Raw genomic sequence first — 21,070 nt, 5'->3', positions numbered from 1 at the left:
TACTCGGACCCATAAGCCTATAGGAATTCCGCTCTCTGCCGCTCCCACTCCACTGGGAACGGCTCGAAAAGGTCATCCAGTTGCATCTTCGCCGGTTGCCGCCCGTCGAGAATGGCTTCGACGATATCCGGGGCGAGCAGCGTGAGGCGCAGGACACGGGCGATGTAGGAGGGGTTGATCCTCTCGGCCTCGGCAAGGTCCTGGACGGTCTGGAAGCGACCGAAATCGAGTAGCTTCTTCCAGCGATGGGCGCGGGCCAGCGCCTTGACCATGGTGTTGTCGATGCGGGCGCGGGGAAGCGCCCATGCGTCAGCACCGTTCGGCGCGATGACCAGCTTGCGTCCCCCGCGCTTCCTGAATGTCATCGGCACGGTGACGGTGAGAGCGCCCGCATCGTGGAAGAGAGCGCCCTTCGCCATCAGGCCGCGTCCTTTCGGTCAGAGAAGGTCTGGAGTTCGCCCAGCAGCTTCGTCAGCCCGTTGGTGCGGAGACGGATCGCGATGCCATCAACCTTCACGTCGACACGCTCGACCAGAAGCTGGACGATGCGTGCCTGCTCGGCGGGGAACAGTTCGTCCCACATCGGATCGAGCCGCTCGAAGGCGTCGCGAACCTCGGCCTCGGTGATGCGATCGTCGTGCTGGGTCGCGGTTATCCATGTCCGCACGATCAGTTCCGGCGCGCGCAGGAAGCCGCGAAGCTGCTTGATCACCGCCGTCTCGATCTCAGCGGCGGGAACCCGGCCCACTGGACAGGTTCCCGGACCGCGCTTGAGGATCGACTGCGTGACATAGTAGCGGTAGAGCCGGTCACCCTTTCGGGTGTGGCTCGGCGACATGGCGTCGCCATTCGGCGAGAAGATCAGGCCGCGCAGCAGGGACGGTCCCGACAGTCGGGTCTGGTTGGCGAGCATGCGCGGGCTTTCGCCCATGATGGCGTGGGTACGCTGCCAGAGATCGGCGCTGATGATTGCCTCGTGCTCGCCGGGATAGGCCTCGCCCTTGTGGACGGCCTCGCCGATATAGACCCGATTGTTGAGCAGTTTGTAGAGCGCGCCCTTGTCGAGCATGTAGCCGCGTCTGCTGCGGATGTTGGCCGCTTGCAGTTCCCGCATCAGCAGCTTGATCGATCCGAGCTTCACGAACCGCTCGAAGATCAGCCGGACGGATGCCGCTTCTTCCTCGTTGACGAGCAGCTTGCGGTTCTCGACGCGGTAGCCGAGCGGCACGTAGCCGCCCATCCACATGCCCTTGCGGCGCGAGGCCGCGACCTTGTCGCGGATGCGCTCGCCGATCACCTCCCGCTCGAACTGGGCGAAGGACAGCAGGATATTCAGCGTCAGCCGCCCCATCGAGGTCGTCGTGTTGAAGGACTGCGTGACGCTGACGAAGGTGACGCCTCGCCGCTCGAACACCTCGACCAGCTTGGCGAAGTCCATCAGCGAGCGCGACAGCCGGTCGATCTTGTAGACGACGACCACATCGACCTTGCCGAACTCGATGTCGGCGATGAGCCGCTTCAACGCCGGACGTTCCAGCGTGCCGCCAGACATCCCGCCGTCGTCATAGCGGTCGGCGACCGCAACCCAGCCCTCGGGCTTCTGGCTCAGGATGTAGGCGGCACAGGCCTCGCGCTGAGCGTCGAGGCTGTTGAACTCCATGTCGAGCCCTTCCTCGGAGGATTTCCGCGTGTAGATCGCGCACCGGACCTTCGGCGTGATCTTCGTCGTCGGAGGATGGCCGGTTGCCGCACGCTTCATGTGCCGCTCCCTGCGCTCTTCAGGCCGAAGAACACCCAGCCGTTCCACTTCACGCCAGTGATGGCGCGGGCGACTGCCGACAACGATCTGTAAGGGCGGCCCTGGTACTCGTATCCCTCGACGGTCACCGTCACGATATGCTCGACGTCCTGGAATTCGCGCAGGAGGCGCGTGCCCGCCACCGGCTTGCGGTCGGTGCGGATCCGCCGGGTCTTGGGATTGGTGTCCTCGACGCCGCGCGCGAGGGCCTCGAGCCGCTTCACAGTCTCGGGCTTGAGGCCGCCATAGGCGAGTTCCTGGATGCGGTAGGCCAGACGGCTTTCGAGAAAGCGCCGGTTGTAGGGCGGTGCTTCGGTGCCATGGAGATCACGCCACATCGTTCTCAGGGAGGGCGTGGGCATGGTCTTGATGGCGGCGACGCGCGCCAGCACGGGATCATTCATGGGGTTTCTCCGTCGAGTTGAGTCTCCGCATGACGGCGTTGGTCAGCGGTGAAGTCCAGCCAACTCTCTCCGCCCTCGCGAGATAAAGGTGTGAGTCGTCGCTCCCGCCGCTGCCGCATCCGGATCACGCCGCGCGCGAGGAGCTCGGCGGCCTCGTCGAGCCGCTCGGCATCGCTCATCAATTCGGGGCGCAGGGCGTTGGGGCCAGTCATTCGGCTACCGGGTGGGTGATCTCCCGGGATACCTACTCATTCTGTGGAGAAATCGTATCAGGGGTTGCAGCCGGAATCGACTCACTGCCCTACTTGCGATAGAACGTAGCAAGAACATCATTGCGGTATGGAGGACTGGCGTGTCCCGAGACCATAAGAAATTCGTCAATCCGAAGTTTACCCGCACGATCGATTTCAAACTCCTGCGCAGGCTTCTCGAACGCCACTCGGATGAGCTGCCCCAGTTCGATTTTTCGGTCTTCGGCAAGGACGACGCCGAAGCCCGAAAGTTCATCGAAGGATACTTTGCCGGTCCCGATGAGAACTATTCGGAGGGCCTGATCGCAGATCTGCATCATATCGCAGAACTGGGTACCGCCGCTGGATTGGAAATTCTGTTGCAGCAGGCTCTTCGGTTTGGCGTCAACCTTCTGCCACGAGAAGGCGAAAGCGATCGCGCGCAAGATCCGAAGCATATCGCGGTGAGCGCATTCCTCGATCACCGCGAGGTGTTCGACGCAGCGTCAGACATGATGGTGATCATAGCGCGGCCGAGTCTCGACGAGTTCGTCGGTCTCGATGAAGGCGTTGAGGCAAGGATGGACGACGTCGCTCGTCAGGCATTCGAAACCGCAGCCGCCGAGCTATTCAAGAAGGGGCTTCGCAGTAATCACTGCCGTGTCGGCTGGTACGATGACGACGAGTTCTCGCTGGTGATCACTCATGGATCGCACGTGACGACCGCGTCGATCGTGGATGGCCAGCAGGAGAAGGTAATCAGTTTCCGAACCGCTGAACATGCCGTACTCAAGTATCAGAGCGGCACGGGCATCGTCGGGATTGGAGGCACGGCAAAAGCGTTGCGGCGCGAGCTGGCGGAGATTTTCGCTGACAAGGTTTTGGGACGTCCGGGTTTTTTCGCATCGGATCATGCGCAGAACCTCTACAGCCTCGATCGCGTGCAACAGGTTGGCTTCGGCTTCCGCTTCACCCACGACTTCGACGACTTCATTCAGCGTGTCCAGATCACGGAGGTGCAAGTCGACCGGGTCGGCGCTGATCCGAAGACCGGCGAAACCCGGGCGTTTTTCTCCTACGTGGCGCGCGACGGGCGTGACAACGCACTCGCGAGGCTCGGCGAGATAATGCGGGGAGCAAGCCTCGGAGCTGACTGGCGGCTCAATCACCTGGTGTTTCGGGTGCAATTCGGGAAGGCAGGCACACGAACCAAGAAGGTTATCGTCAAACTGAAGCCACCCACACACGCCGTCTTCAAGCGAATCCACTTCGAGAGTCGCATTTTGCGCCTTCTCCGCCGCAACGGACTGCTTCATGACCGAGACGTTTCTGGCACTGCTGTGGCGGCTGAGTGAGGCTGATGAGCCGATCTTGCTTTGGGGTCGGCAAGCTGCCTGCCACTTTGGTCCGGCCTTCGACCGATTGCTCTCGTCCGGCGTCCTGGAGGAGTGTCTGCCGGCCGCAGAGTGGCACCCTTGCGTCGATTGTTCATGCGGCGCCTATTCCCGCATCATCCAGCTCCGCGAGGGAGCGTCGTGGGCACTTTGTCCGCACGACATATATCGCGATACTCAGCTCGGAGACGATGATCTTCGCAGCTTCCAGGTCCATCCCGATGGCCTCGTCGGACTGATTGCCGACGCTCTGGCACGACGGAAGGACCTCTCACTGCATCTGCCCGGTGTTTGGCTTATCGAGTCCAGCGATGACCCCGCGGCGATCGTGATCATTCCATCGCGCAGAACCCTGGCCCAATCGGGGTTGGAGGGAGCGCTTCGGGAAGCAAGGCGAGGGGATCTCTTGCTGCTGTCTCCATCACTATCAGCTCCGGAGCGGATACGCTTCACGCGGGCCGGGATCAGAACCGCATCGTTGGCAGCTGCCACGAGCATGTCTGGCGCCGGAAAAATGACTGTAACGCTTCCCCAAAAACCGGTGGAAGAGAAGGTGCATCCAACACTCATTCTGTATCGCGGGGCAAGACGCGTTACGTGGGGTGAGAGGCAGATTGTCCTTAGCGATCAGCCGACGCGGCTCCTTGCTGCTCTGATTGAACGAGCGAAAACGCCATCCCCCCATCTTACGACTCGCGATGTTGAAGACGTTATCTATGGGTCGCTGGCGCCCGCCACGGCACGTCCCGGACGCGACATTATTCGTGAGCTGCGTGATGCCTTGACGAAAGGCGGTCTTGACCAGTCGCAAGTCAAGGCGCTCATCCGAAGGGAGGGCAATCGGGGATGGCGTCTCGACTGCCAGGACGTAACAAGGGTTGAACCTTAACCCACAGCCTTCCCACGCGGTTCCCACGCTAAGCCCACCAAGGGCGACCTGTCATTCGGCACTGTGCCGCCATCGAAACGCGATGACGAGGCACCGCTCCATGCATTTCTCTCCATCCCCGGATCAGCTTCACACCCTGCTGCATGAGGCGGACCTGGCCGCCCGCCGCTTGGTGCGGCAGCTTCGACTTCCCCGCCATGATCTGGACGATGTCCGGCAGGATCTGCTGATCGACGCCCTTGTGCGGCTGGCAGCCTTTGATCCGGCGCGCGGGTCGATCGGGGCATTCGCCGCGACGGTGATGGTACACAAGGCGTCGCGGATTGCACGCCGGGTGGTTTCCGAACGTCGCGTGTTCGGCTTCGAGCCAATCTCGATCGACGCTCCGGCCCCCGGAGGCGAGGGAGCGTCCGTCGGCGACGGCGTCCCCGAGGATGATGGTCTTTGCGCGCTTTGGGGGCAGACCACCAAGGGCGCGGCGACGTCCAAAGTCCGGCTCGATGTCGAGCGCTGCCTCGGGACGCTCGATCGGCAAGATGGGCTCCTGTGCGCGGCACTCACGACCAAGAGCGTCGATGAGGTGGCGGCCGAGGGCCGCGGCTCCCGCGCTGGCCTCTATCGCCGCATCAGGACGCTGCGCGGTTCGCTCCTCGCTCACGGCCTTGTGGCTGGCTGAGACGATTTCCGGTGCCGGTGAGTAGGAGCCAATTATGAGCAACACGATCATTCCCCTTCCCACGGTCAGGCTCCGGATCTCGGAGATCGACTTCTGCGGCTGGCTCGGCCAAGCCACGTCCGGTGACCGCCTCGAATACCATCGAGGGTTCCTCGCCCTTGACGGCATGCCGATGGCGACCCGGCTGCTGCCCAAGGACCGCACCGAGCTCCTGAAGCTCGGCCGGCGGGCGATGTGGGCGGCCGAACAGGGGCTCGCGCACCTCGTCCAGCGGCGTCATGGCCCCGACGACTTCTCCTATTTCGCGGTGGCGCGGTTGAAGCCGAAGTCGTCGCCTGTCTCGCTCTCCGCGCTCCTCGCCGAGGAGGTTGCGTGATGACAGATCCTCGCAACAACCTGCCGACGCTCGACGCGCTCCGCACCATGCCGATCGCCGAAATCACAACCCTGGCGGCCGAGGTCCTGGCCGTGCTGCAGGACGACGCCGATGCAGCGCTGAAGAGCGCGAAGGCGCTGAAGGATTGGCTTGACGGCGCCATCGCGCTTAAGTTCGGCGAGCGTGCGCGTGAAGCCCGCGCAGCGCTGGGCAAGGACACGGGAACGGTCCGCTTCAGCGAGGGCTCGGTCACGGTCGTTGCCGATCTGCCGAAGAAGACCGAGTGGGATCAGGCCAAGCTCGCCGCTCTTGTCGAGACGATCCGCGCCTCGGGCGAGGACCCCAGCCAATATGTCGAGATCAGCCTCTCGGTCTCCGAGCGCGCCTATGGCGCGTGGCCGGATGCGATCCGCCGCAACTTTGAACCAGCCCGGACGCTCAGGACCGGGAAACCGGCCTTCCGACTTCTCCGCGATTGAAAGGATCGACCCATGTCCCCGTTCGGCAAGACCAAGCCCGAGGCACCGCTGTCCACGCTCGAAACTCTCCAGAAGGCGCACTACGGCCTCGGCTCGTTGCCAGAGACGATCCGCATTCTGGCGACGCCGGGTACGAGCGCGATCGACGCCAAGCCCATCACCGAGGCGACGCTCGATGATATCGCCTTCGCGCTGCGGGTACTCGAAGCCGAGTTCAACGCCATCGGCGACCGGATGCATGCGCTCCGCAAGCTCAGCCACATCGCCCGTGATGCAGGCGGCGTCGGGGCCGATCGCGCGGTCGAAGCCGCAGCCCGCGCCAAGGCGGAGCGCTGATCATGGCGCTTCCGATCATCACCGCCGACCAGCGCCTTGCCGAAGCTCGTGGCGTCAAGGGCTGCATCTTCGGCAAGTCCGGGATCGGCAAGACGAGCCTTCTCTGGACGCTCGATCCGAAGACGACGCTCTTCCTCGACCTCGAGGCGGGAGACCTCGCCATCGAAGGGTGGACCGGCGACGCATTGCGTCCGCGCACCTGGGCTGAGTGCCGCGATCTGGCTGTGTTCATCGGCGGGCCGAACCCGGCGCTCCGCTCCGACCAGGCCTATGGCGAGGCGCATTTCGCGGCGGTCGCCGAGCGCTTCGGGCCGCCGAGTGTGCTCGATCGTTACGATACGATCTTCGTCGACTCGATCACCGTCGCCGGCCGGCTCTGCTTTCAGTGGTGTCGCGGGCAACCCGAGGCGATGTCCGAAAAGACCGGCAAGCCTGACGTACGCGGTGCCTACGGTCTCCATGGCCGGGAGATGATCGGCTGGCTCACCCAGCTGCAGCACGCCCGAGCGAAGAATGTCTGGTTCGTCGGCATCCTCGATGAGCGGCTCGATGACTTCAATCGACGCGTCTTCTCACCCCAGATCGACGGCTCCAAGACCGGTCTCGAACTGCCGGGCATCGTCGATGAGGTCCTGACGATGGCGGAGGTGAAGGCCGAGGACGGCGCGAACCGCCGCGCCTTCATCTGTCAGACCCTGAACCCGTTCGGCTTTCCCGCGAAGGACCGCAGCGGCCGCCTCGACATAGTCGAGGAGCCGCATCTCGGACGCCTGATGCGCAAGATCCGCGGGCCCTCGCGCCAGCCGCTCGATTTCTCCGGCCGCCTGCCAGATCCAACCCCGTCCGCTTTCGCCTCGAACGACCAGATCAAGGAGTAGTCCCCCATGTCCAACTGGAGTGATTTCAACGACGCCAAGTCCACCACCAGCGTCATCCCGAAGGGCGCGATCGCCAAGGTTCGCCTCTCGATCCGCCCTGGCGGCTACGATGATCCGAGCCAGGGGTGGACCGGCGGCTATGCGACGCGCGGCTCCACCGGCGCGGTCTACCTCAATGCCGAATTCACGGTGCTCGAAGGCCCGTATGCCCGGCGCAAGATCTTCTCGCTGATCGGACTGTACAGCCCGAAGGGCCCAGACTGGGGCAATATGGGCCGGGCGCTGGTGCGCGCGATCCTCAACTCGGCGCGCGGCATTTCCGACAAGGACGTCTCGCCTCAGGCCCAGTCCGCCCGGCGCATCCGCGGCTTCGCCGATCTCGACGGCATCGAGTTCGTCGCCAAGATCGATGTTGGCACCGACACCAATGGCGATTCGAAGAACGAGATCCGGACCGCCGTCACGCCCGATCACAAGGAATACGCCGGGGTCATGGGCCCGGTGGCGCAGTCCTTCGGTTTCCAGAGCGGCGGCGCTCCGCCGACGGCAGCCCAGCCTGCGGCGGCTCCGGCGGCCGGAATGCGTCCCTCGTGGGCGCAGTGAGGCGACGCCATGCTGCTTCGCCCCCGCCAGAAGCTCTTCGTGGAGCGCAGCGTCGCGGCGCTGCGCAGCCACAACAACACGATCGGCGTGGCGCCCACCGGCGCCGGCAAGACCATCATGCTGTCCGGCGTGGTCGGCGAGATCCTGAAAGAGCGCGACACGAAGGCCTGCGTGCTCGCGCATCGCGACGAGTTGACCGCGCAGAACCGCGCCAAGTTCGCCCGGGTCAATCCGGGCCTGTCGACCTCCGTGGTCGATGCGGGCGAGAAGTCCTGGCAAGGGCGCGCCACCTTCGCCATGGCGCCGACGCTCGCGCGCGAAAACAATCTCGACCAACTCCCGGCGCTCGATCTTCTCGTCATCGACGAAGCGCATCATGCCGCCGCCGACAGCTATCGGCGCATCATCGACCGGGTCCAGACGCGCAACCCGAAGGCGCTGATCTATGGCGTGACGGCGACGCCGAACCGTGGCGATCGCAAGGGCCTTCGCCCGGTTTTCTCGAATGTCGCCGACCAGATCCGGATCGGAGAACTCATCGCCTCCGGCCACCTCGTGCCACCCAGAACCTTCGTGATCGACGTCGGCGTCCAGTCCGATCTCGGACGGGTCCGCAAGACCGCCGAGGATTTCGACATGGCCGAGGTCGCCAAGGTGATGAACCGGACGCCGGTGACGGAGGCCGTCATCCGCCATTGGCGCGAAAAGGCGCAAGAGGCGGAGAGCGGCGTTGCCGCGACAGGGAAAGGCGAAAACTACCGGCAGACGGTCGTGTTCTGCGCCGATGTCGCCCACGCCACCGCTGTCGCGAACGCCTTCCGTGAAGCCGACGTGCCGACGGTGCTGGTCACCGGCGAGATGACGGAGGCGAGCCGCAAGGCTGCTCTCGCCGACTTCGCCGAGGCCCGAGCGCGCGTCATCGTCAACGTGGCGGTCCTGACCGAGGGTTGGGACCACCCGCCGACCTCCTGCGTCGTGCTGCTGCGCCCGAGTTCCTATCGCTCGACCATGGTCCAGATGGCAGGCCGCGGCTTGCGCACGGTGAACCCGCAGGAACACCCGGGCGTCGTCAAGACGGACTGTGTCGTCCTGGATTTCGGCACGTCCACGCTGCTGCACGGCTCGCTGGAGCAGGATGTCGATCTCGACGGCCGCGAGCCGACCGGGGAAGCGCCGACCAAGACGTGCCCGTCCTGCGATGCGATCATCCCGCTCTCATCGCGGGATTGCCCGCTCTGCGGCCATGCCTTCACCTGCGACGACGCCTCGGATGCGCCGCAACCGCTCGGCGACTTCGTGATGAGCGAGATCGATCTCCTGAAGCGGTCGAGCTTCAAGTGGTGCGATCTGTTTGGCGACGATGCCGCGCTGGTCGCGACCGGCTTCTCCGCCTGGGCGGGCGTCTTCTTCCTGAACGGGCGCTGGTATGCGGTGGGCGGCCGGCAGGGCCAACCAACCACGCTCGTCGGCACTGGCGAGCGCATGGTCTGTCTGGCTTCCGCCGATGACTGGCTGAACGAGCACGAGAGCGACGAGACCGCGCATAAGACCCGCCGCTGGCTCTCGCAGCCCCCGACCGACAAACAGCTGGCGCTGCTGCCGATGGAGTACCGCCAGGACTTCGGTCTGACCCGCTACCAAGCCTCCGCGCTGATCGCCTTCCAGTTCAACAAGGCCGCGATCCGTCGGCTCGTGTTCGGGGCCGATCGCGACGCGCTGGCGAGGGCGGCGTGATGACAGGCGACGCCCATGACACCATCGCCGCAACCGATGTCGGACCGGGAGCGTCTCTGGCACCCGAAGGGCATCCCCTGTGCCGCCTGCAGGAAACCATCACGCGGCTTTGGCTGGCGCGAGCCCTTGCCGATAAGCCGGCCGCGCCCGGAACGCTGGTTCTGCTCGATCAGCTGTCAGGCCTTCTGGTCCTCGTCGGCACGGAGGCGTTCCGTGGTTGATCTGACCGAACAGGAACGCGCCGCCATGCGTGCAGCGCTCCGGCCCGTCGCCGAGCTGATGGAGGAGATCGGCTGGACGACGCCGCTCGACAGCCTCTCCGAAACGCAGGTGCTGACCCTGATCGAAGCCGCCATCGGCAGCTTTCAGGAAGCGATGGCGGCGAGCGCCGCGCAGGCGAGCGCGGAGATCCCATTCTGATGCTCGACTTCAATTCGGGCACGACCTTTGCCGACCATTTGAACCAGCGCATCGATGCGGCGCTTGCAGGTGAACGCGTTGCCGTCCCGGCGCGCGGCTATCTCGGAGCCTCCCGCCTCGGCGTCACCTGCGATCGCGCGCTTCAGTTCGAGTTCACGGACACCCCCCGTGATCCCGGCGCGAGCCTCGATGGCCGGACCCTTCGAATCTTGGAGATCGGCCATGCTCTCGAAGAGGTCGCCATTCGCTGGCTACGTGCAAGCGGCCTCGATCTCGTCACGCGCACAAGGGACGGCGGACAGATCGGCTTCTCCGTCGCGGGCGGGCGTATCCGCGGTCATGTCGACGGCGTGGTGTTCGGGGCTCGCGACATGCCGGCCCTTCAGGTTCCAGTACTGTGGGAATGCAAGACGATGAACGCCAAGGGGTGGCGGGAGACCGTCGCCAAGGGCGTCGTGCTTGCGAAGCCGATCTACGCCGTCCAGATCGCGATCTATCAGGCCTATTTGGAGCCTGCGCTGCCCGGTGTCTCGGAGCATCCGGCGCTCTTCACCGCCATCAACAAGGATACCGCCGAGCTTCACCACGAGCTCGTGCCGTTCGACGCCGCTAGGGCTCAGGCCGCGAGCGACCGCGCCGTGCGCATCCTGCGCGCCACCGACGCGCATGAACTGCTGCCGCGCATCGCGCACGACCCGACGCACTTCGAGTGCCGCTTCTGCCCATGGGCCGAGCGTTGCTGGAGGCTGCCCGGATGAGCGCTGACGCGAACCCGCGATCCAGCGATGCCCGGTCCGCGGCCGAGCCCATGCTCACGCCGGACCAGGACACCATCGCGCTCTTCATCGACCGCGTCTTCGACTATTGTGATGGGCTGATCCCTGTGCGCGGCCTTGCCGAGAAAGGAAGCTCGGGCCGCCCCCACACCGCCTGGATCGAAGCGGATCGCGACGCCGCCACGAAAATCGTGACCTCGGCCATCTGGGCCGCGCGCGAAGGCGCGGCGCTCTATGTTGTGCCTGGAACCGTCGCCGAGGCGGGTCAGGCCAAGGCCGAGGACGTCCAGCAGATCCAGACCATCGTTGTCGACCTCGACTCAGGCGAGACGCAAGCAAAGCTCTCTCACCTCAGGCAGTACCTGCCGTCACCGGTGATGGTGGTCGAAAGCGGCGGCCGCAGCGAGACCGGCGCGCCGAAGCTGCATGTCTGGTGGCGGCTCAATGAACCCGTCGAGGGCGCAGACGTCGATCTCGTCTGCGCGCTGCGAGGGCTGATCGCCGACAAGGTCGGCGGCGATCCGCATTTTCGCTCGGCACATCAGCCGATCCGCGTCGCAGGATCGATCTACTTCACGGGCGGAGCCTCGCGCCTTGTCGCCATCCGTGAGAGCTCCGCAGCCGAAAGCGACCTGCGTGAATTCGCCGACGCGGTCGAGGTGATGCCGGCGCTTCCGGGTCTCGCACCGCCCATCGAGCCGCACGCAACGCCTGACAAGCCGACGCTCGATGACGTTCTGTCCCGTCGCACCCGCGCAGGCGGCGTCGATCCCGTCACCCGCTTCGAAGCGGCCAGCATGGCGATCGGCCATCATGTCCGGCTCGTTCATGAAGGGCGCGAGACCGAGGACGAGGCCCGGCGCGCGATCCAGGAGTTCAACCAGGCCTGCCTCGATCCGCCCTGGCCGCCGGAACGCATCGATGCGGAATTCGATCGGCTCTGGCGTCGGCATGTCGCCCGCAACGGGCCCGGCCTGACGCTTGGCCACGCACCAGTCGCATCGATCCCGGCTTTCACGCTCGGCGCGCTGATCGACGACAAGAGCCCCATGCCGGCCGACATCATTGCGCCGCGCGTGCTCACGCCCGGTGGCATGCTCGTGCTCGGCGGCGCGCCGAAGGTCGGCAAGAGCGATTTTCTGATCAGCCTGCTCGCCCACATGGCGGCGGGGGCCGCGTTCCTCTGCTTCAAGCCGCCGCGCCCTCTGCGCGTGTTCTACCTCCAGGCGGAGATCGACTACCACTACCTGCGCGAGCGGCTGCAAGGCCTCAGCCTGCCGAAGCCGGTGCTCGCCATCGCGCGCGACAATCTCGTCGTGACGCCGAAGCTCCGGCTCATCCTGGACGGGCGTGGCCTTGGCCTGGTGGAAGCCGCGATCCTCGGCGCGTTCGAGAGCGAGCGTCCGGACATCCTTTGCATCGACCCGATCCGCAACCTTTTCGACGGCGGACCGGATGGCGGCAGCGAGAACGACAATGATGCGATGCTCTTCTTCCTGCAGGCCCGGGTGGAAGCGCTGCGCAATACCACCGCCCCCGAAGCCGGGCTGATCCTCTGCCACCACACACGGAAGGCGCAGAAGAAGCAGATCGCCGAGGATCCGTTCCAGGCGCTCGCCGGCGCCAGCGCGCTGCGCGGGTTCTACAGCGCCGGCATCCTCATGCATCGCCCCGATGAGGAGCGCCCCGAGCGCCGCATCGAGTTCGAACTGCGCAATGGCCCCGCGATCGAGCCCATCCTCATCGACAAGCGGCAAGGCCGCTGGATCATGCTCGATCCGAAATCCGAGCGCCTGGTGCGCAAGGACCTTGGCGAGCGGCTCGATGCCGAGCGCGCGCGCAAGCGCGATGTGATCCTCGACATTCTCGATGAGCAGGCGCGCGCCGGACACCTCTTCACCGCCCTGCAGTTCGCCGAGGCCTTCGAGAACCAGGCGGGGCTCGGCGGGCGCACGACGATCTGTGAACGTGTCAGCGTGCTCGCCACCAAGGGCTACGTGAAGTTCACCCGCGACGGCGGTCCCTATGGCCTGCCCAACGCCCGTTCGAAGCTCGGCTACCTCGTGATCGAAGGCATGCGGTTCCCATCGGGCGAGAGCGTCGATGCGGACACCGGCGAGGTGACGCCCGCCTTCATTCCCGTTCTTCCCACCCACTACAAAGCAGCCCAGACCGGCGCCGTGCTCGACGTCGAGAACCCGCTCGTCTGGGTCTATCCCGAAGGAGAGACCCCATGATGTTCCCCGTCGAGAAGTTGCCAACGGCGCTGTCCTGGCAACTGGCAACTTCGGCAACTGGCAACTTCCCGGCACGAAAAGTCGTTTCATTCCAAACGCTTAAGGAAGCGGCGAAGTTGCCGGTCGGCAATCTGGCAACTTCCCTCCGGCAACTTGGCAACTTCAAAAGATCGTTCTATCTCAACGACTTAGAGAAGTTGCCAGATTGCCAGAATTCCTGCTCTCCCTACGGGAGAGACGAGCGAGCGCCCATCAGGCGCGCTCGTCCGTCGCGACCTGTGTCGTCGGCAGCGGCGTTGGCAACAGCGTGCCAGCCCGTCCTCGTCGCACCCCGTGATCCGACCATGGTGCCCCTCGGCACCGACCCCCTGCGACCGGGAAAGGGCCCACTCCTCGCCCTTGATTTCGGCACCACGACCGGCTGGGCGCTGCGGCTCGCGACCGGCCAGATCCTGCATGGCTCAGTCTCGTTCCGGCCGAGCCGCTTCGATGGCGGCGGTATGCGCTTCGTCCGGTTCTCCGCCTGGCTCGACACCCTGATCGCCGACGCCGGCAGTCTCGAAGCGATCTACTTCGAGGAGGTCCGCCGCCACCTCGGCGTCGATGCCGCCCACCTCTATGGCGGCTTCCTCGCCACGCTGACTGCGTGGTGCGAGCATCGGTCGATCGCCTATCAGGGCGTGCCCGTCGGCACCATCAAGCGCCATGCGACGGCCAAGGGCAATGCGGGCAAGGACGCCGTCATCGCCGCCGTCTCAGCGCGAGGCTTCAGCCCGAAGGACAACAACGAAGCCGACGCCATCGCGCTGCTCCTCTGGGCCATCGAGACAAGGGGAGGCCTGCGATGAGATGGGCGCCACCCGGTTTCGGCGGCAAACGGCGATCGCCGGAAGAGATCAAGCGCGAAGGCTGGCGCGAGCAGAAGGTCCTCGTGGTCAGCGAGACCGATCCGCGCCTGACCTGGCCCGAGCGCGAGCTCGTGCGGCAACTCGGAGACAAACTCTACGGATACACCAAGGAGGCGCGGCATGGACGTCTGGACCCGTGATCAGGTGGAAGAACGGCTCGCCGAGGCGGCCGATGTCCTGAAGCGCCTGCCTGATGCGAAAGGTCAGGGGTATTTCAGCACCTGGCCGCAGATCGTGTACGAGTTTTCGGATCTCGCCGGCCAGGAGCCCCCACGACTGCGCCGGCCTCCGCCGTCGCCTGCCGCCATCTCCCGGATGGAAAAGACCTTCGACTGGCTCGCCTGGCTGGAGCCGGAAGACGCCAAGCTCGTCTGGGCGCGCGCCGAGGGCACGCCGTGGAAGCCGATCTGCTGGCGGTTCGGCCTGTCGCGCGCCACGGCGCACCGCCGCTGGGAATACGCGCTGTGCGTCATCACATGGCGGCTCAATGGACGCCGGCCACCCGCGAAGCGCTCGCAGCGGTTCGTCGTCGATGCGACGCGCCGCGTGTCAAGCTGAATGCATCGCGTGAGACAATTTTCAGTGAGACATTTCCCGGCGAGACAGAACGGCCCGAATTCGCGTATCCCGGTGGCATGTTCGCGAGAGGCGCATCCCAAGCGGCCCGGCTGACGCGTTTGGTTCCTTCCCGGCGGATACCCTATGCGGGAGGGCGCGGCGCGAAACGTCGCTAGCGGCAGGCCGGATTTTTTGGGAAGCCAGCGAGAGTCCAGCGCCTTTCACGGCCGCTCGGAAGTCCCGACGAACACAAACTTTTCTGCCTCCTAGCCGCTGCCATGCCTGGACCCTTCGCGGAGTCCGGCTCGGCATTCGGCATCCAGCGGCCAATCGACGGCGACACGCCCAGCCATCACCGGACATCATGACCCTCAGCTTCGCCCCCGAAGCGATCGAGACCTGGCCGCTCGACCGCCTGCGTCCCTATGCGCGCAACGCCAAGACCCATGGCGCGGACCAGGTCGCCAGGATCGCCGCCAGCATGGCGGAGTTCGGCTGGACCGTCCCGGTGCTGGTGTCGAGCGATGGCGAGGTCATTGCAGGCCATGGGCGCATCATGGCGGCCGCGCAGCTTGGCCTCACCGAAGCGCCGGTCATCGTGCTCGATCATCTGACCGAGGCGCAGCGTCGTGCCTACCGCATCGCCGACAACAAGTTGACCGAACTCGGGGCCTGGGACGACGCGCTGCTTTCGGGCGAACTGCAGGAACTCGTCGCCGATGAATTCGACCTCTCGCTGATCGGCTTTTCCGATGGCGAGCTCGACCGGCTGCTTGCGCTGGAACCGGGCGCCGAGGCATCCGACGGCGCGGGCGTCGCCCCCGTCGTGATCCCGGAACCGCCGCGCAATCCGGCATCGCGGACAGGCGATCTGTGGCTGCTTGGCGATCACCGGCTGCTCTGCGGCGACAGCACGAGCGCCACCGACGTTCGTCGCCTGATGAATGGCGAGCGAGCCATCCTGTTCGCCGCCGACCCGCCTTATCTCGTCGACTACGACGGCTCGAACCATCCGACCCGCAACAAGGACTGGTCGGCATCCTACGGCACCACTTGGGACGACAGCTCACAGGGGGCCGAGCTTTACGACGGCTTCATCGCGGCGGCTGTCGCCGAGGCGATCACGGAAGACGCCGCCTGGTATTGCTGGCACGCCTCGCGTCGCCAGGCGATGCTGGAAGCCTGCTGGGAGAAGGCAGGCGCGTTCGTCCATCAGCAGATCATCTGGGTGAAGGACCGCGGCGTTCTGACCCGATCGCACTACCTCTGGAAGCATGAGCCCTGCTTCATGGGCTGGATCAAGGGCAAGCGCCCGCCGAAGGTGGCCGAGGAAACGCTCCCGTCGACATGGGCGCTGCCGAGTTTCGCAAAGGACGACCGGCCCGATCACCCGACGCCAAAACCGCTCGATGCCTTCGGCATCCCGATGCGCCAGCATGTGGCGCGCGGCGGGCTTTGCTACGAGCCGTTCTCGGGCTCCGGCTCGCAGATCATGGCGGGCGAAGCGAATGGCCGCCGCGTCTTCGCAATGGAGATCAGCCCGGCCTATGTCGACGTCGCCATCGAGCGCTGGCAGGCCGACACCGGGCGCGACGCGATCCTCAACGGCAACGGACGGACCTTTGCGCAAGTGAAGGCCGAGCGGCTGGGCGACGGAGCGGTCGGTCCGCCCGCCACCGACCCCGATCCTGAACCTTCGCCAAAGCGCAAGACCGCCGCATGAAGCAGTCCCGCCTCATCTCGCTGGTCGAGTCCGTTGCCAACGTGATCGTCGGCTACGGGCTTGCGGTGGTCACTCAGATCCTGATTTTTCCGGTCTTCGGGCTGCACACGACGCTGGCGCAAAACCTGAAGATGGGCGCGGTGTTCACGGTGGTGAGCATCGCGCGGTCGTATGTCCTGCGGCGCGTGTTCGAGGCGATCCGCGATTAGTGATTTAGCGTGAAAGCTGGGCAGCTATGGGAGTTAGGTCGGTATCTGGAATCGTTGCGAGGCCCATTTGGTTGAAAAGATCCACTCCCATTCCCTGAATGCTCATGCTGCCCGGCTTTACATCGGTTGGACCAAAAGCGACCTCGCCGGCAAAGTTCACTAGTGCCCGGTGATAGAGATCAAGGCACTCGTAAAGGATTTCGTAGAGCGGCCTGTCGAAATTTTGCTGCCCACGATAATCTCCAGAACGCAGGCTGAAGTTCCCCTGGAGTGCTGCGATTTTCAGAATACATAGTTGTCGATAGGTGAGGTCTTCGGCTGTTTTGACGATCTGATGCGCCAGACCCGGACTGGTCTGGTCGTCGAAGGCGATGTTGCCGATAAGAAAGGCCATGTAGGGAACTTTACGTTCCTCGGCTTCCCTTTGGCACTTAAGCAGAACACTTTCGGCGATTTCTTCTGCATCGCTGCGTCCATTGTACTTTGGATCAAAAAAACCGTCGGTTCGCAGGGTCTCACCTCTCCCTAGCCGACCACTGATCTTCGAAGCTGCAATCGCCAAAGCGCCCCCAACGCGGACCTTTTCGCGAGGGCTGAGGAGGCGATCCGATGCCTGTTCTCCAATGTTTCGCAGGGCGTGTGCGGCCGCCGCTCCGCCAGCGCCACCCGCTGCGGCTCCTGCTGGACCTCCCAATAGAAAGCCAATTGCCCCGCCTGCAGCCGCACCCGCGATATCCGCCCCTGCGGTGATGATCCCGCTAACTTTACGCTGTGTTTCTTTATCGGTCATTTTCTGCATTCCCTACGCGTTAACTGTAATGCACGCAAAGGGTACAGTTCCGGGAGAAGCTGCGTAAGCCCCAAGAAACACAGCCGCCAAAGTTGGCGGCTGTACTTGCCACTTTGCAGTTATGCTCGTCAGGTGCCGGGAAGCCGGTAGACCCGCCCGCGACCGTCGACCTTCTCCGAGGTGACGTCGAGCCCGAGCTTCTTTTTGATCGCACCGGCGATCGCGCCGCGCACCGTGTGGGCCTGCCAACCGGTGGCTGCGGTGATCTCCTCGATGGTTGCGCCGTCCGGCGCGCGCAGCATGGCGATCAGCGCGGCCTGTTTGGTCCCGGCGCGCGGCGTGCGCGTCGCATGTGCGGCTTCGGCGTCGCCATCCTGAGCTGGATCCTGCGGCGGCGCTTCTGTCGCGCTCTTGCGCGCAACGTCGACATCATCCGGCTCGATGCCGATGGCGGCAAGGCCAGCGTCGGTGGCGACCAGCGTCGTGCCGTGGCCGTCGCCGGTTTCGCGCCAGACCAGTTCGCCCCGTCGTGCGTTGACTTCGACCTCCTGCAACAGGCCCTTCGCGATCATCGTGCTGACGACCTTTGCGGCTGCACCGCCCCGCAGGCTGTCGGGCAGCGGGAGGGCGATGCGTTCGGGTCGCTGCGCAGCAGCGCTCAGGATGATGGCTTGGGTGTCGGAAAGCTGGGTCATCGGAACCTCCGGTTCGAGAGCGCCGCGACCATCGCGGCGCTTCTACGAGGCCAAGCCCCGCAATCGCGGGGCTGGCGCGGAGGTCGGCCGGATCATTCGGCGTGTTCGCCTTCGCGAAAGGCGCTGTCGGTGATGCGCTTCAAGAGTTCGGCGTAGTGGGCGAGCGTTCCGACATGGCCCCAATGCACTTCGTCCGGATGAACGTCGAAATGCTCGTCGCTCAGGGCGGCAAGCCGGGCCAGCATGGCGTCGATATCGACCTTGCGGGCGATGAAGGCGTCGAGGGCCTGGGCGTTATTGGCTTGGCGGGTCATCGGAATTCTCCTTGGTTCGTCACTCCATACAGGCTCTGTCCGACGCGCTTATCAAGGCAATAAGTGCATCAAAACATTAAGTTTTCGGAGCCGACATGCAGGGCATGAGCGAGCGCCAGTACGCGTCCCATGTCGGCTTGTCGCGGGGCGCGATCCAGAAGGCGAAGACGTCGGGACGGCTCGTCCTTCATGCCGATGGTTCGATCGATGCGCGGGTCAGCGATGCGCGCCGCGCGTCGATGACCGACCCTTCGAAGCAGCGCCGCGATGGAGCCGAGGCCAAGCTGAGGCCCGTGTCCGATGCGGCCTTGTCCGCCGTCGGCGACACCCTTCGCGAAAGCGGCATCGCGCCGTCTCCGGTCGGCGGCGGAACCACGTTCCTCCAGGCCAAGACCGCCAACGAGGTGCTGAAGGCCCAGGAAAGGCGTCTGCGGCTGCAGCGGATGAAGGGCGAGGTCATCGACCGCGCGCGGGCGACAGCGCTCGTCTTTCGACTGGCGCGCGAGGAGCGCGATGCGTGGGCGAACTGGCCCGCACGGATCGCGGCACTGATGGCGGCGGAGCTCGGCCTCGAAGCGCACGCGATGCAGAAGGTTCTGGAGACCCATGTCCGAGCGCACCTCGCAGATCTCGCCGAGGTCGCCACAGATTTTCGCTGACGCGGACCGTGGGTCAGAGGAGCTGTTCGCCTTCGAAGGCGTCGATGCGCTCATCCAGGCCTGGCGTGATGGGCTCACGCCCGATCCTGCGCTCACCGTCTCGGAATGGGCGGATCGGCACCGGTTTCTGAGCCCGCGCGCTTCGGCCGAGCCGGGGCGCTATCGTACCGATCGCACGCCCTATATGCGCGCCATCATGGATGCGCTGTCGCCCGGCAACGCCGCGCGGCGCATCGTCTTCATGAAGGCTGCGCAGGTCGGCGCGACCGAGGCCGGGAACAACTGGATCGGCTATGTCATCCATCATGCGCCGGGACCGATGCTCGCGGTTCAGCCGACGGTGGAACTGGCCAAGCGCTTCTCGCGCCAGCGCATCGATCCGCTGATCGCGGAAAGCCCGGTGCTGCGCGAGCGCGTCAAGCCGCAGCGCTCGCGCGACGCCGGCAACACGGTTCTGTCGAAGGAATTCCCGGCTGGGCTTCTGGTGATCACAGGCGCGAACAGCGCGGTCGGCCTGCGCTCCATGCCGGCGCGCTACCTGTTTCTCGACGAGGTCGATGCCTATCCGCCGTCCGCCGACGAGGAAGGCGATCCGGTCGCGCTCGCGGAGGCTCGCACGCGCACGTTCTCCTGGCGCTCGAAGGTCTTTCTGACATCGACGCCGACGATCCACGGCGTGTCGCGGATCGAGCGCGAGTTCGAGGCCAGCGACCAGCGGCGTTACTTCGTGGCGTGCCCGCATTGCTATCATCGCCAGTGGCTTCGCTTCGAGCGCCTGCGCTGGGAGAAGGGGCAACCGCACACGGCGCACTATGTCTGCGAGTCTTGCGACGGCCAGATCGAGGAGCATCACAAGACCTCTCTGATGATGTCCGGCGAATGGCGCCCGACGCGCGATGGCGTGCACGCGGGAACGGTCGGCTACCACCTCTCCGGGCTTTATTCGCCGGTGGGCTGGCTCTCATGGGCCGATATCGCCCGGATGTGGGAAGCCGCGCAGACCAGCGACGAGGCGAAGCGCAGCTTCAAGAACGGCGTTCTGGGCGAGACATGGATCGAGACCGGCGAAGCGCCGGACTGGCAGCGGCTTTATGAGCGGCGCGAGCCCTGGCGCATCGGTACGGTGCCGAGCGGCGGCCTGTTTCTGACGGCAGGCGCCGACATCCAGAAGGATCGCATTGAAGTCTCGATCTGGGCCTGGGGTCGCGGGCTCGCAAGCTGGCTCGTCGACCATATCGTCATTCCCGGCGGCCCGGACAGCGCCGAGGCTTGGGCGGCTCTGACGGATCTGCTCGGTCAGACCTGGCCGCACGCCCATGGCGTTCGGCTGAGCCTCTCGAAACTAGCGATCGACACAGGCTTCGAAGCGCCAGCCGTCTACGCATGGGCGCGCCAGCAGGGCTTTGCGCAGGTCATTCCCATCAAGGGCGTCGAGGGGTTCAATCGCGCAGCGCCCGTCACCGGCCCGTCCTTCGTCGATGCGACGGAAGGCGGCCGGAAGATCCGACGCGGCGCGCGGCTCTGGACGATCGCCGTCGCGACCTTCAAGGCCGAGACCTATCGGTTTCTCCGGTTGTCGAAGCCCACCGACGAGGATGCGGCCGATGGAGCGCAGGGCCCGGCCGGACTCGTGCATCTCCCGCAGGGTGTCGACGCCGAATGGGTGAAGCAGCTCGTCGCCGAGCATCTCGTGACCGTCACGACCAAGCGCGGCTTCCAGAAGCTCGAATGGCAGAAGGTGCGCGAACGCAACGAGGCTCTGGACTGCCGGGTCTACGCCCGCGCCGCCGTCTGGATCGCCGGAGCCGATCGCTGGCCCGAGGACAAGTGGCGCGATCTCGAAGATCAGGTCGGCCCCCAGCCTGCGGACACAGACGACACGCACTCGAACATCGAAGCCGGGCGTCTCGCCCGTCCAAACCCGCCATCGACCAAGCGGCAGAGCGACTGGCTCGGCCCGCGCGGGAAGTGGTTCTGAGGATAT

The 21,070-nt window shown here is 65.2% G+C and carries 27 protein-coding genes; 20 read left to right on the top strand and 7 right to left on the bottom strand.

What is annotated here, in order from left to right; all coding sequences use genetic code 11:
• Positions 1-17 precede the first annotated feature (17 nt).
• From IOC82_RS12620 to IOC82_RS12605, 4 genes are read right to left on the bottom strand one after another with little or no spacing between them, the layout of a single operon-like run.
• Positions 18-419 (bottom strand): hypothetical protein, encoded by a 402-nt coding sequence (locus IOC82_RS12620; protein WP_290546550.1) that lies wholly within the window; start codon positions 417-419, stop codon positions 18-20.
• Complete coding sequence (locus IOC82_RS12615; protein ID WP_290546549.1) at positions 419-1,759, bottom strand: recombinase family protein; 1,341 nt, start codon at positions 1,757-1,759, stop codon at positions 419-421. Before IOC82_RS12615 ends, IOC82_RS12620 begins: the two co-directional genes overlap by 1 nt.
• The gene (locus IOC82_RS12610) at positions 1,756-2,202 is read right to left on the bottom strand and encodes a DUF2924 domain-containing protein (protein WP_290546548.1); all 447 of its coding nucleotides are present in this window, start codon (positions 2,200-2,202) and stop codon (positions 1,756-1,758) included. Before IOC82_RS12610 ends, IOC82_RS12615 begins: the two co-directional genes overlap by 4 nt.
• The gene (locus IOC82_RS12605) at positions 2,199-2,414 is read right to left on the bottom strand and encodes a hypothetical protein (RefSeq protein ID WP_290546547.1); all 216 of its coding nucleotides are present in this window, start codon (positions 2,412-2,414) and stop codon (positions 2,199-2,201) included. The genes IOC82_RS12610 and IOC82_RS12605 overlap by 4 nt, the downstream gene beginning before the upstream one ends.
• A 140-nt stretch (positions 2,415-2,554) precedes the next feature.
• Here IOC82_RS12605 and IOC82_RS12600 point away from each other — a divergent pair, with 140 nt between their 5' ends.
• The 18 genes from IOC82_RS12600 (at position 2,555) to IOC82_RS12515 (ending at position 16,628) form a co-directional block, all read left to right on the top strand.
• Positions 2,555-3,787, top strand: a complete 1,233-nt coding sequence (locus IOC82_RS12600) for a hypothetical protein (RefSeq protein WP_290546546.1) — start codon at positions 2,555-2,557, stop codon at positions 3,785-3,787.
• On the top strand, positions 3,747-4,715 hold the full coding sequence (locus IOC82_RS12595; protein ID WP_290546545.1) for a hypothetical protein: 969 nt from the start codon (positions 3,747-3,749) through the stop codon (positions 4,713-4,715). Before IOC82_RS12600 ends, IOC82_RS12595 begins: the two co-directional genes overlap by 41 nt.
• Positions 4,716-4,815: 100 nt before the next feature.
• Positions 4,816-5,391 (top strand): sigma factor, encoded by a 576-nt coding sequence (locus IOC82_RS12590; protein ID WP_290546544.1) that lies wholly within the window; start codon positions 4,816-4,818, stop codon positions 5,389-5,391.
• Positions 5,392-5,425: 34 nt separating this feature from the next.
• A complete protein-coding gene (locus IOC82_RS12585) occupies positions 5,426-5,767 on the top strand; it encodes a hypothetical protein (RefSeq protein ID WP_290546543.1) in 342 nt (113 codons plus the stop codon).
• Positions 5,767-6,246 carry a hypothetical protein gene (locus IOC82_RS12580; protein WP_290546542.1) on the top strand — a complete coding sequence of 160 codons (480 nt, stop codon included), beginning with the start codon at positions 5,767-5,769 and terminating at the stop codon, positions 6,244-6,246. The genes IOC82_RS12585 and IOC82_RS12580 overlap by 1 nt, the downstream gene beginning before the upstream one ends.
• A 12-nt stretch (positions 6,247-6,258) precedes the next feature.
• Complete coding sequence (locus IOC82_RS12575) at positions 6,259-6,582, top strand: hypothetical protein (protein WP_290546541.1); 324 nt, start codon at positions 6,259-6,261, stop codon at positions 6,580-6,582.
• A gap of 2 nt (positions 6,583-6,584) precedes the next feature.
• Entirely contained in the window at positions 6,585-7,460 is an 876-nt protein-coding gene (locus tag IOC82_RS12570; protein WP_290546540.1) for an ATP-binding protein, read from the top strand.
• A 6-nt stretch (positions 7,461-7,466) separates the two neighbouring features.
• The gene (locus IOC82_RS12565; RefSeq protein WP_290546539.1) at positions 7,467-8,063 is read left to right on the top strand and encodes a hypothetical protein; all 597 of its coding nucleotides are present in this window, start codon (positions 7,467-7,469) and stop codon (positions 8,061-8,063) included.
• Between the two features lie 9 nt (positions 8,064-8,072).
• A complete protein-coding gene (locus IOC82_RS12560; RefSeq protein WP_290546538.1) occupies positions 8,073-9,797 on the top strand; it encodes a DEAD/DEAH box helicase in 1,725 nt (574 codons plus the stop codon).
• A complete protein-coding gene (locus tag IOC82_RS12555; protein ID WP_290546537.1) occupies positions 9,797-10,018 on the top strand; it encodes a hypothetical protein in 222 nt (73 codons plus the stop codon). The genes IOC82_RS12560 and IOC82_RS12555 overlap by 1 nt, the downstream gene beginning before the upstream one ends.
• On the top strand, positions 10,011-10,217 hold the full coding sequence (locus IOC82_RS12550; RefSeq protein ID WP_290546536.1) for a DUF6511 domain-containing protein: 207 nt from the start codon (positions 10,011-10,013) through the stop codon (positions 10,215-10,217). Before IOC82_RS12555 ends, IOC82_RS12550 begins: the two co-directional genes overlap by 8 nt.
• Entirely contained in the window at positions 10,217-10,975 is a 759-nt protein-coding gene (locus IOC82_RS12545; protein WP_290546535.1) for a PD-(D/E)XK nuclease family protein, read from the top strand. Before IOC82_RS12550 ends, IOC82_RS12545 begins: the two co-directional genes overlap by 1 nt.
• Positions 10,972-13,230 carry an AAA family ATPase gene (locus tag IOC82_RS12540; protein ID WP_290546534.1) on the top strand — a complete coding sequence of 753 codons (2,259 nt, stop codon included), beginning with the start codon at positions 10,972-10,974 and terminating at the stop codon, positions 13,228-13,230. Before IOC82_RS12545 ends, IOC82_RS12540 begins: the two co-directional genes overlap by 4 nt.
• A gap of 344 nt (positions 13,231-13,574) precedes the next feature.
• Positions 13,575-14,078, top strand: a complete 504-nt coding sequence (locus IOC82_RS12535; RefSeq protein ID WP_290546587.1) for a hypothetical protein — start codon at positions 13,575-13,577, stop codon at positions 14,076-14,078.
• Positions 14,075-14,278, top strand: coding sequence for a hypothetical protein (locus IOC82_RS12530; RefSeq protein ID WP_290546533.1), 204 nt, complete (start codon positions 14,075-14,077; stop codon positions 14,276-14,278). The genes IOC82_RS12535 and IOC82_RS12530 overlap by 4 nt, the downstream gene beginning before the upstream one ends.
• Positions 14,259-14,696 (top strand): DUF6362 family protein, encoded by a 438-nt coding sequence (locus tag IOC82_RS12525; protein ID WP_290546532.1) that lies wholly within the window; start codon positions 14,259-14,261, stop codon positions 14,694-14,696. Before IOC82_RS12530 ends, IOC82_RS12525 begins: the two co-directional genes overlap by 20 nt.
• Positions 14,697-15,060: 364 nt before the next feature.
• Positions 15,061-16,419, top strand: coding sequence for a ParB N-terminal domain-containing protein (locus tag IOC82_RS12520; RefSeq protein ID WP_290546531.1), 1,359 nt, complete (start codon positions 15,061-15,063; stop codon positions 16,417-16,419).
• Positions 16,416-16,628, top strand: coding sequence for a hypothetical protein (locus IOC82_RS12515; protein ID WP_290546530.1), 213 nt, complete (start codon positions 16,416-16,418; stop codon positions 16,626-16,628). The genes IOC82_RS12520 and IOC82_RS12515 overlap by 4 nt, the downstream gene beginning before the upstream one ends.
• 4 nt (positions 16,629-16,632) lie before the next feature.
• Here the strand turns inward: IOC82_RS12515 and IOC82_RS12510 are convergent, their stop codons facing one another.
• The 3 genes from IOC82_RS12510 to IOC82_RS12500 form a co-directional block, all read right to left on the bottom strand.
• On the bottom strand, positions 16,633-17,418 hold the full coding sequence (locus tag IOC82_RS12510) for a hypothetical protein (RefSeq protein WP_290546529.1): 786 nt from the start codon (positions 17,416-17,418) through the stop codon (positions 16,633-16,635).
• A gap of 128 nt (positions 17,419-17,546) precedes the next feature.
• The gene (locus IOC82_RS12505; RefSeq protein ID WP_290546528.1) at positions 17,547-18,113 is read right to left on the bottom strand and encodes a DUF3489 domain-containing protein; all 567 of its coding nucleotides are present in this window, start codon (positions 18,111-18,113) and stop codon (positions 17,547-17,549) included.
• 92 nt (positions 18,114-18,205) lie between these two features.
• Positions 18,206-18,427: a hypothetical protein gene (locus IOC82_RS12500; RefSeq protein ID WP_290546527.1), complete on the bottom strand. Its 222-nt coding sequence runs from the start codon at positions 18,425-18,427 to the stop codon at positions 18,206-18,208.
• Between the two features lie 95 nt (positions 18,428-18,522).
• Here IOC82_RS12500 and IOC82_RS12495 point away from each other — a divergent pair, with 95 nt between their 5' ends.
• Together IOC82_RS12495 and IOC82_RS12490 are read left to right on the top strand one after the other, a co-directional pair.
• Entirely contained in the window at positions 18,523-19,086 is a 564-nt protein-coding gene (locus tag IOC82_RS12495) for a hypothetical protein (protein ID WP_290546526.1), read from the top strand.
• Entirely contained in the window at positions 19,034-21,064 is a 2,031-nt protein-coding gene (locus IOC82_RS12490) for a phage terminase large subunit family protein (RefSeq protein ID WP_290546525.1), read from the top strand. Before IOC82_RS12495 ends, IOC82_RS12490 begins: the two co-directional genes overlap by 53 nt.
• The last annotated feature ends 6 nt before the right edge of the window (positions 21,065-21,070 follow it).

The organism is Aestuariivirga sp. (assembly GCF_020252395.1).
In the GTDB taxonomy this organism is placed as follows: domain Bacteria; phylum Pseudomonadota; class Alphaproteobacteria; order Rhizobiales; family Aestuariivirgaceae; genus Aestuariivirga.
This window is presented reverse-complemented; position numbering and strand designations above follow the sequence as displayed.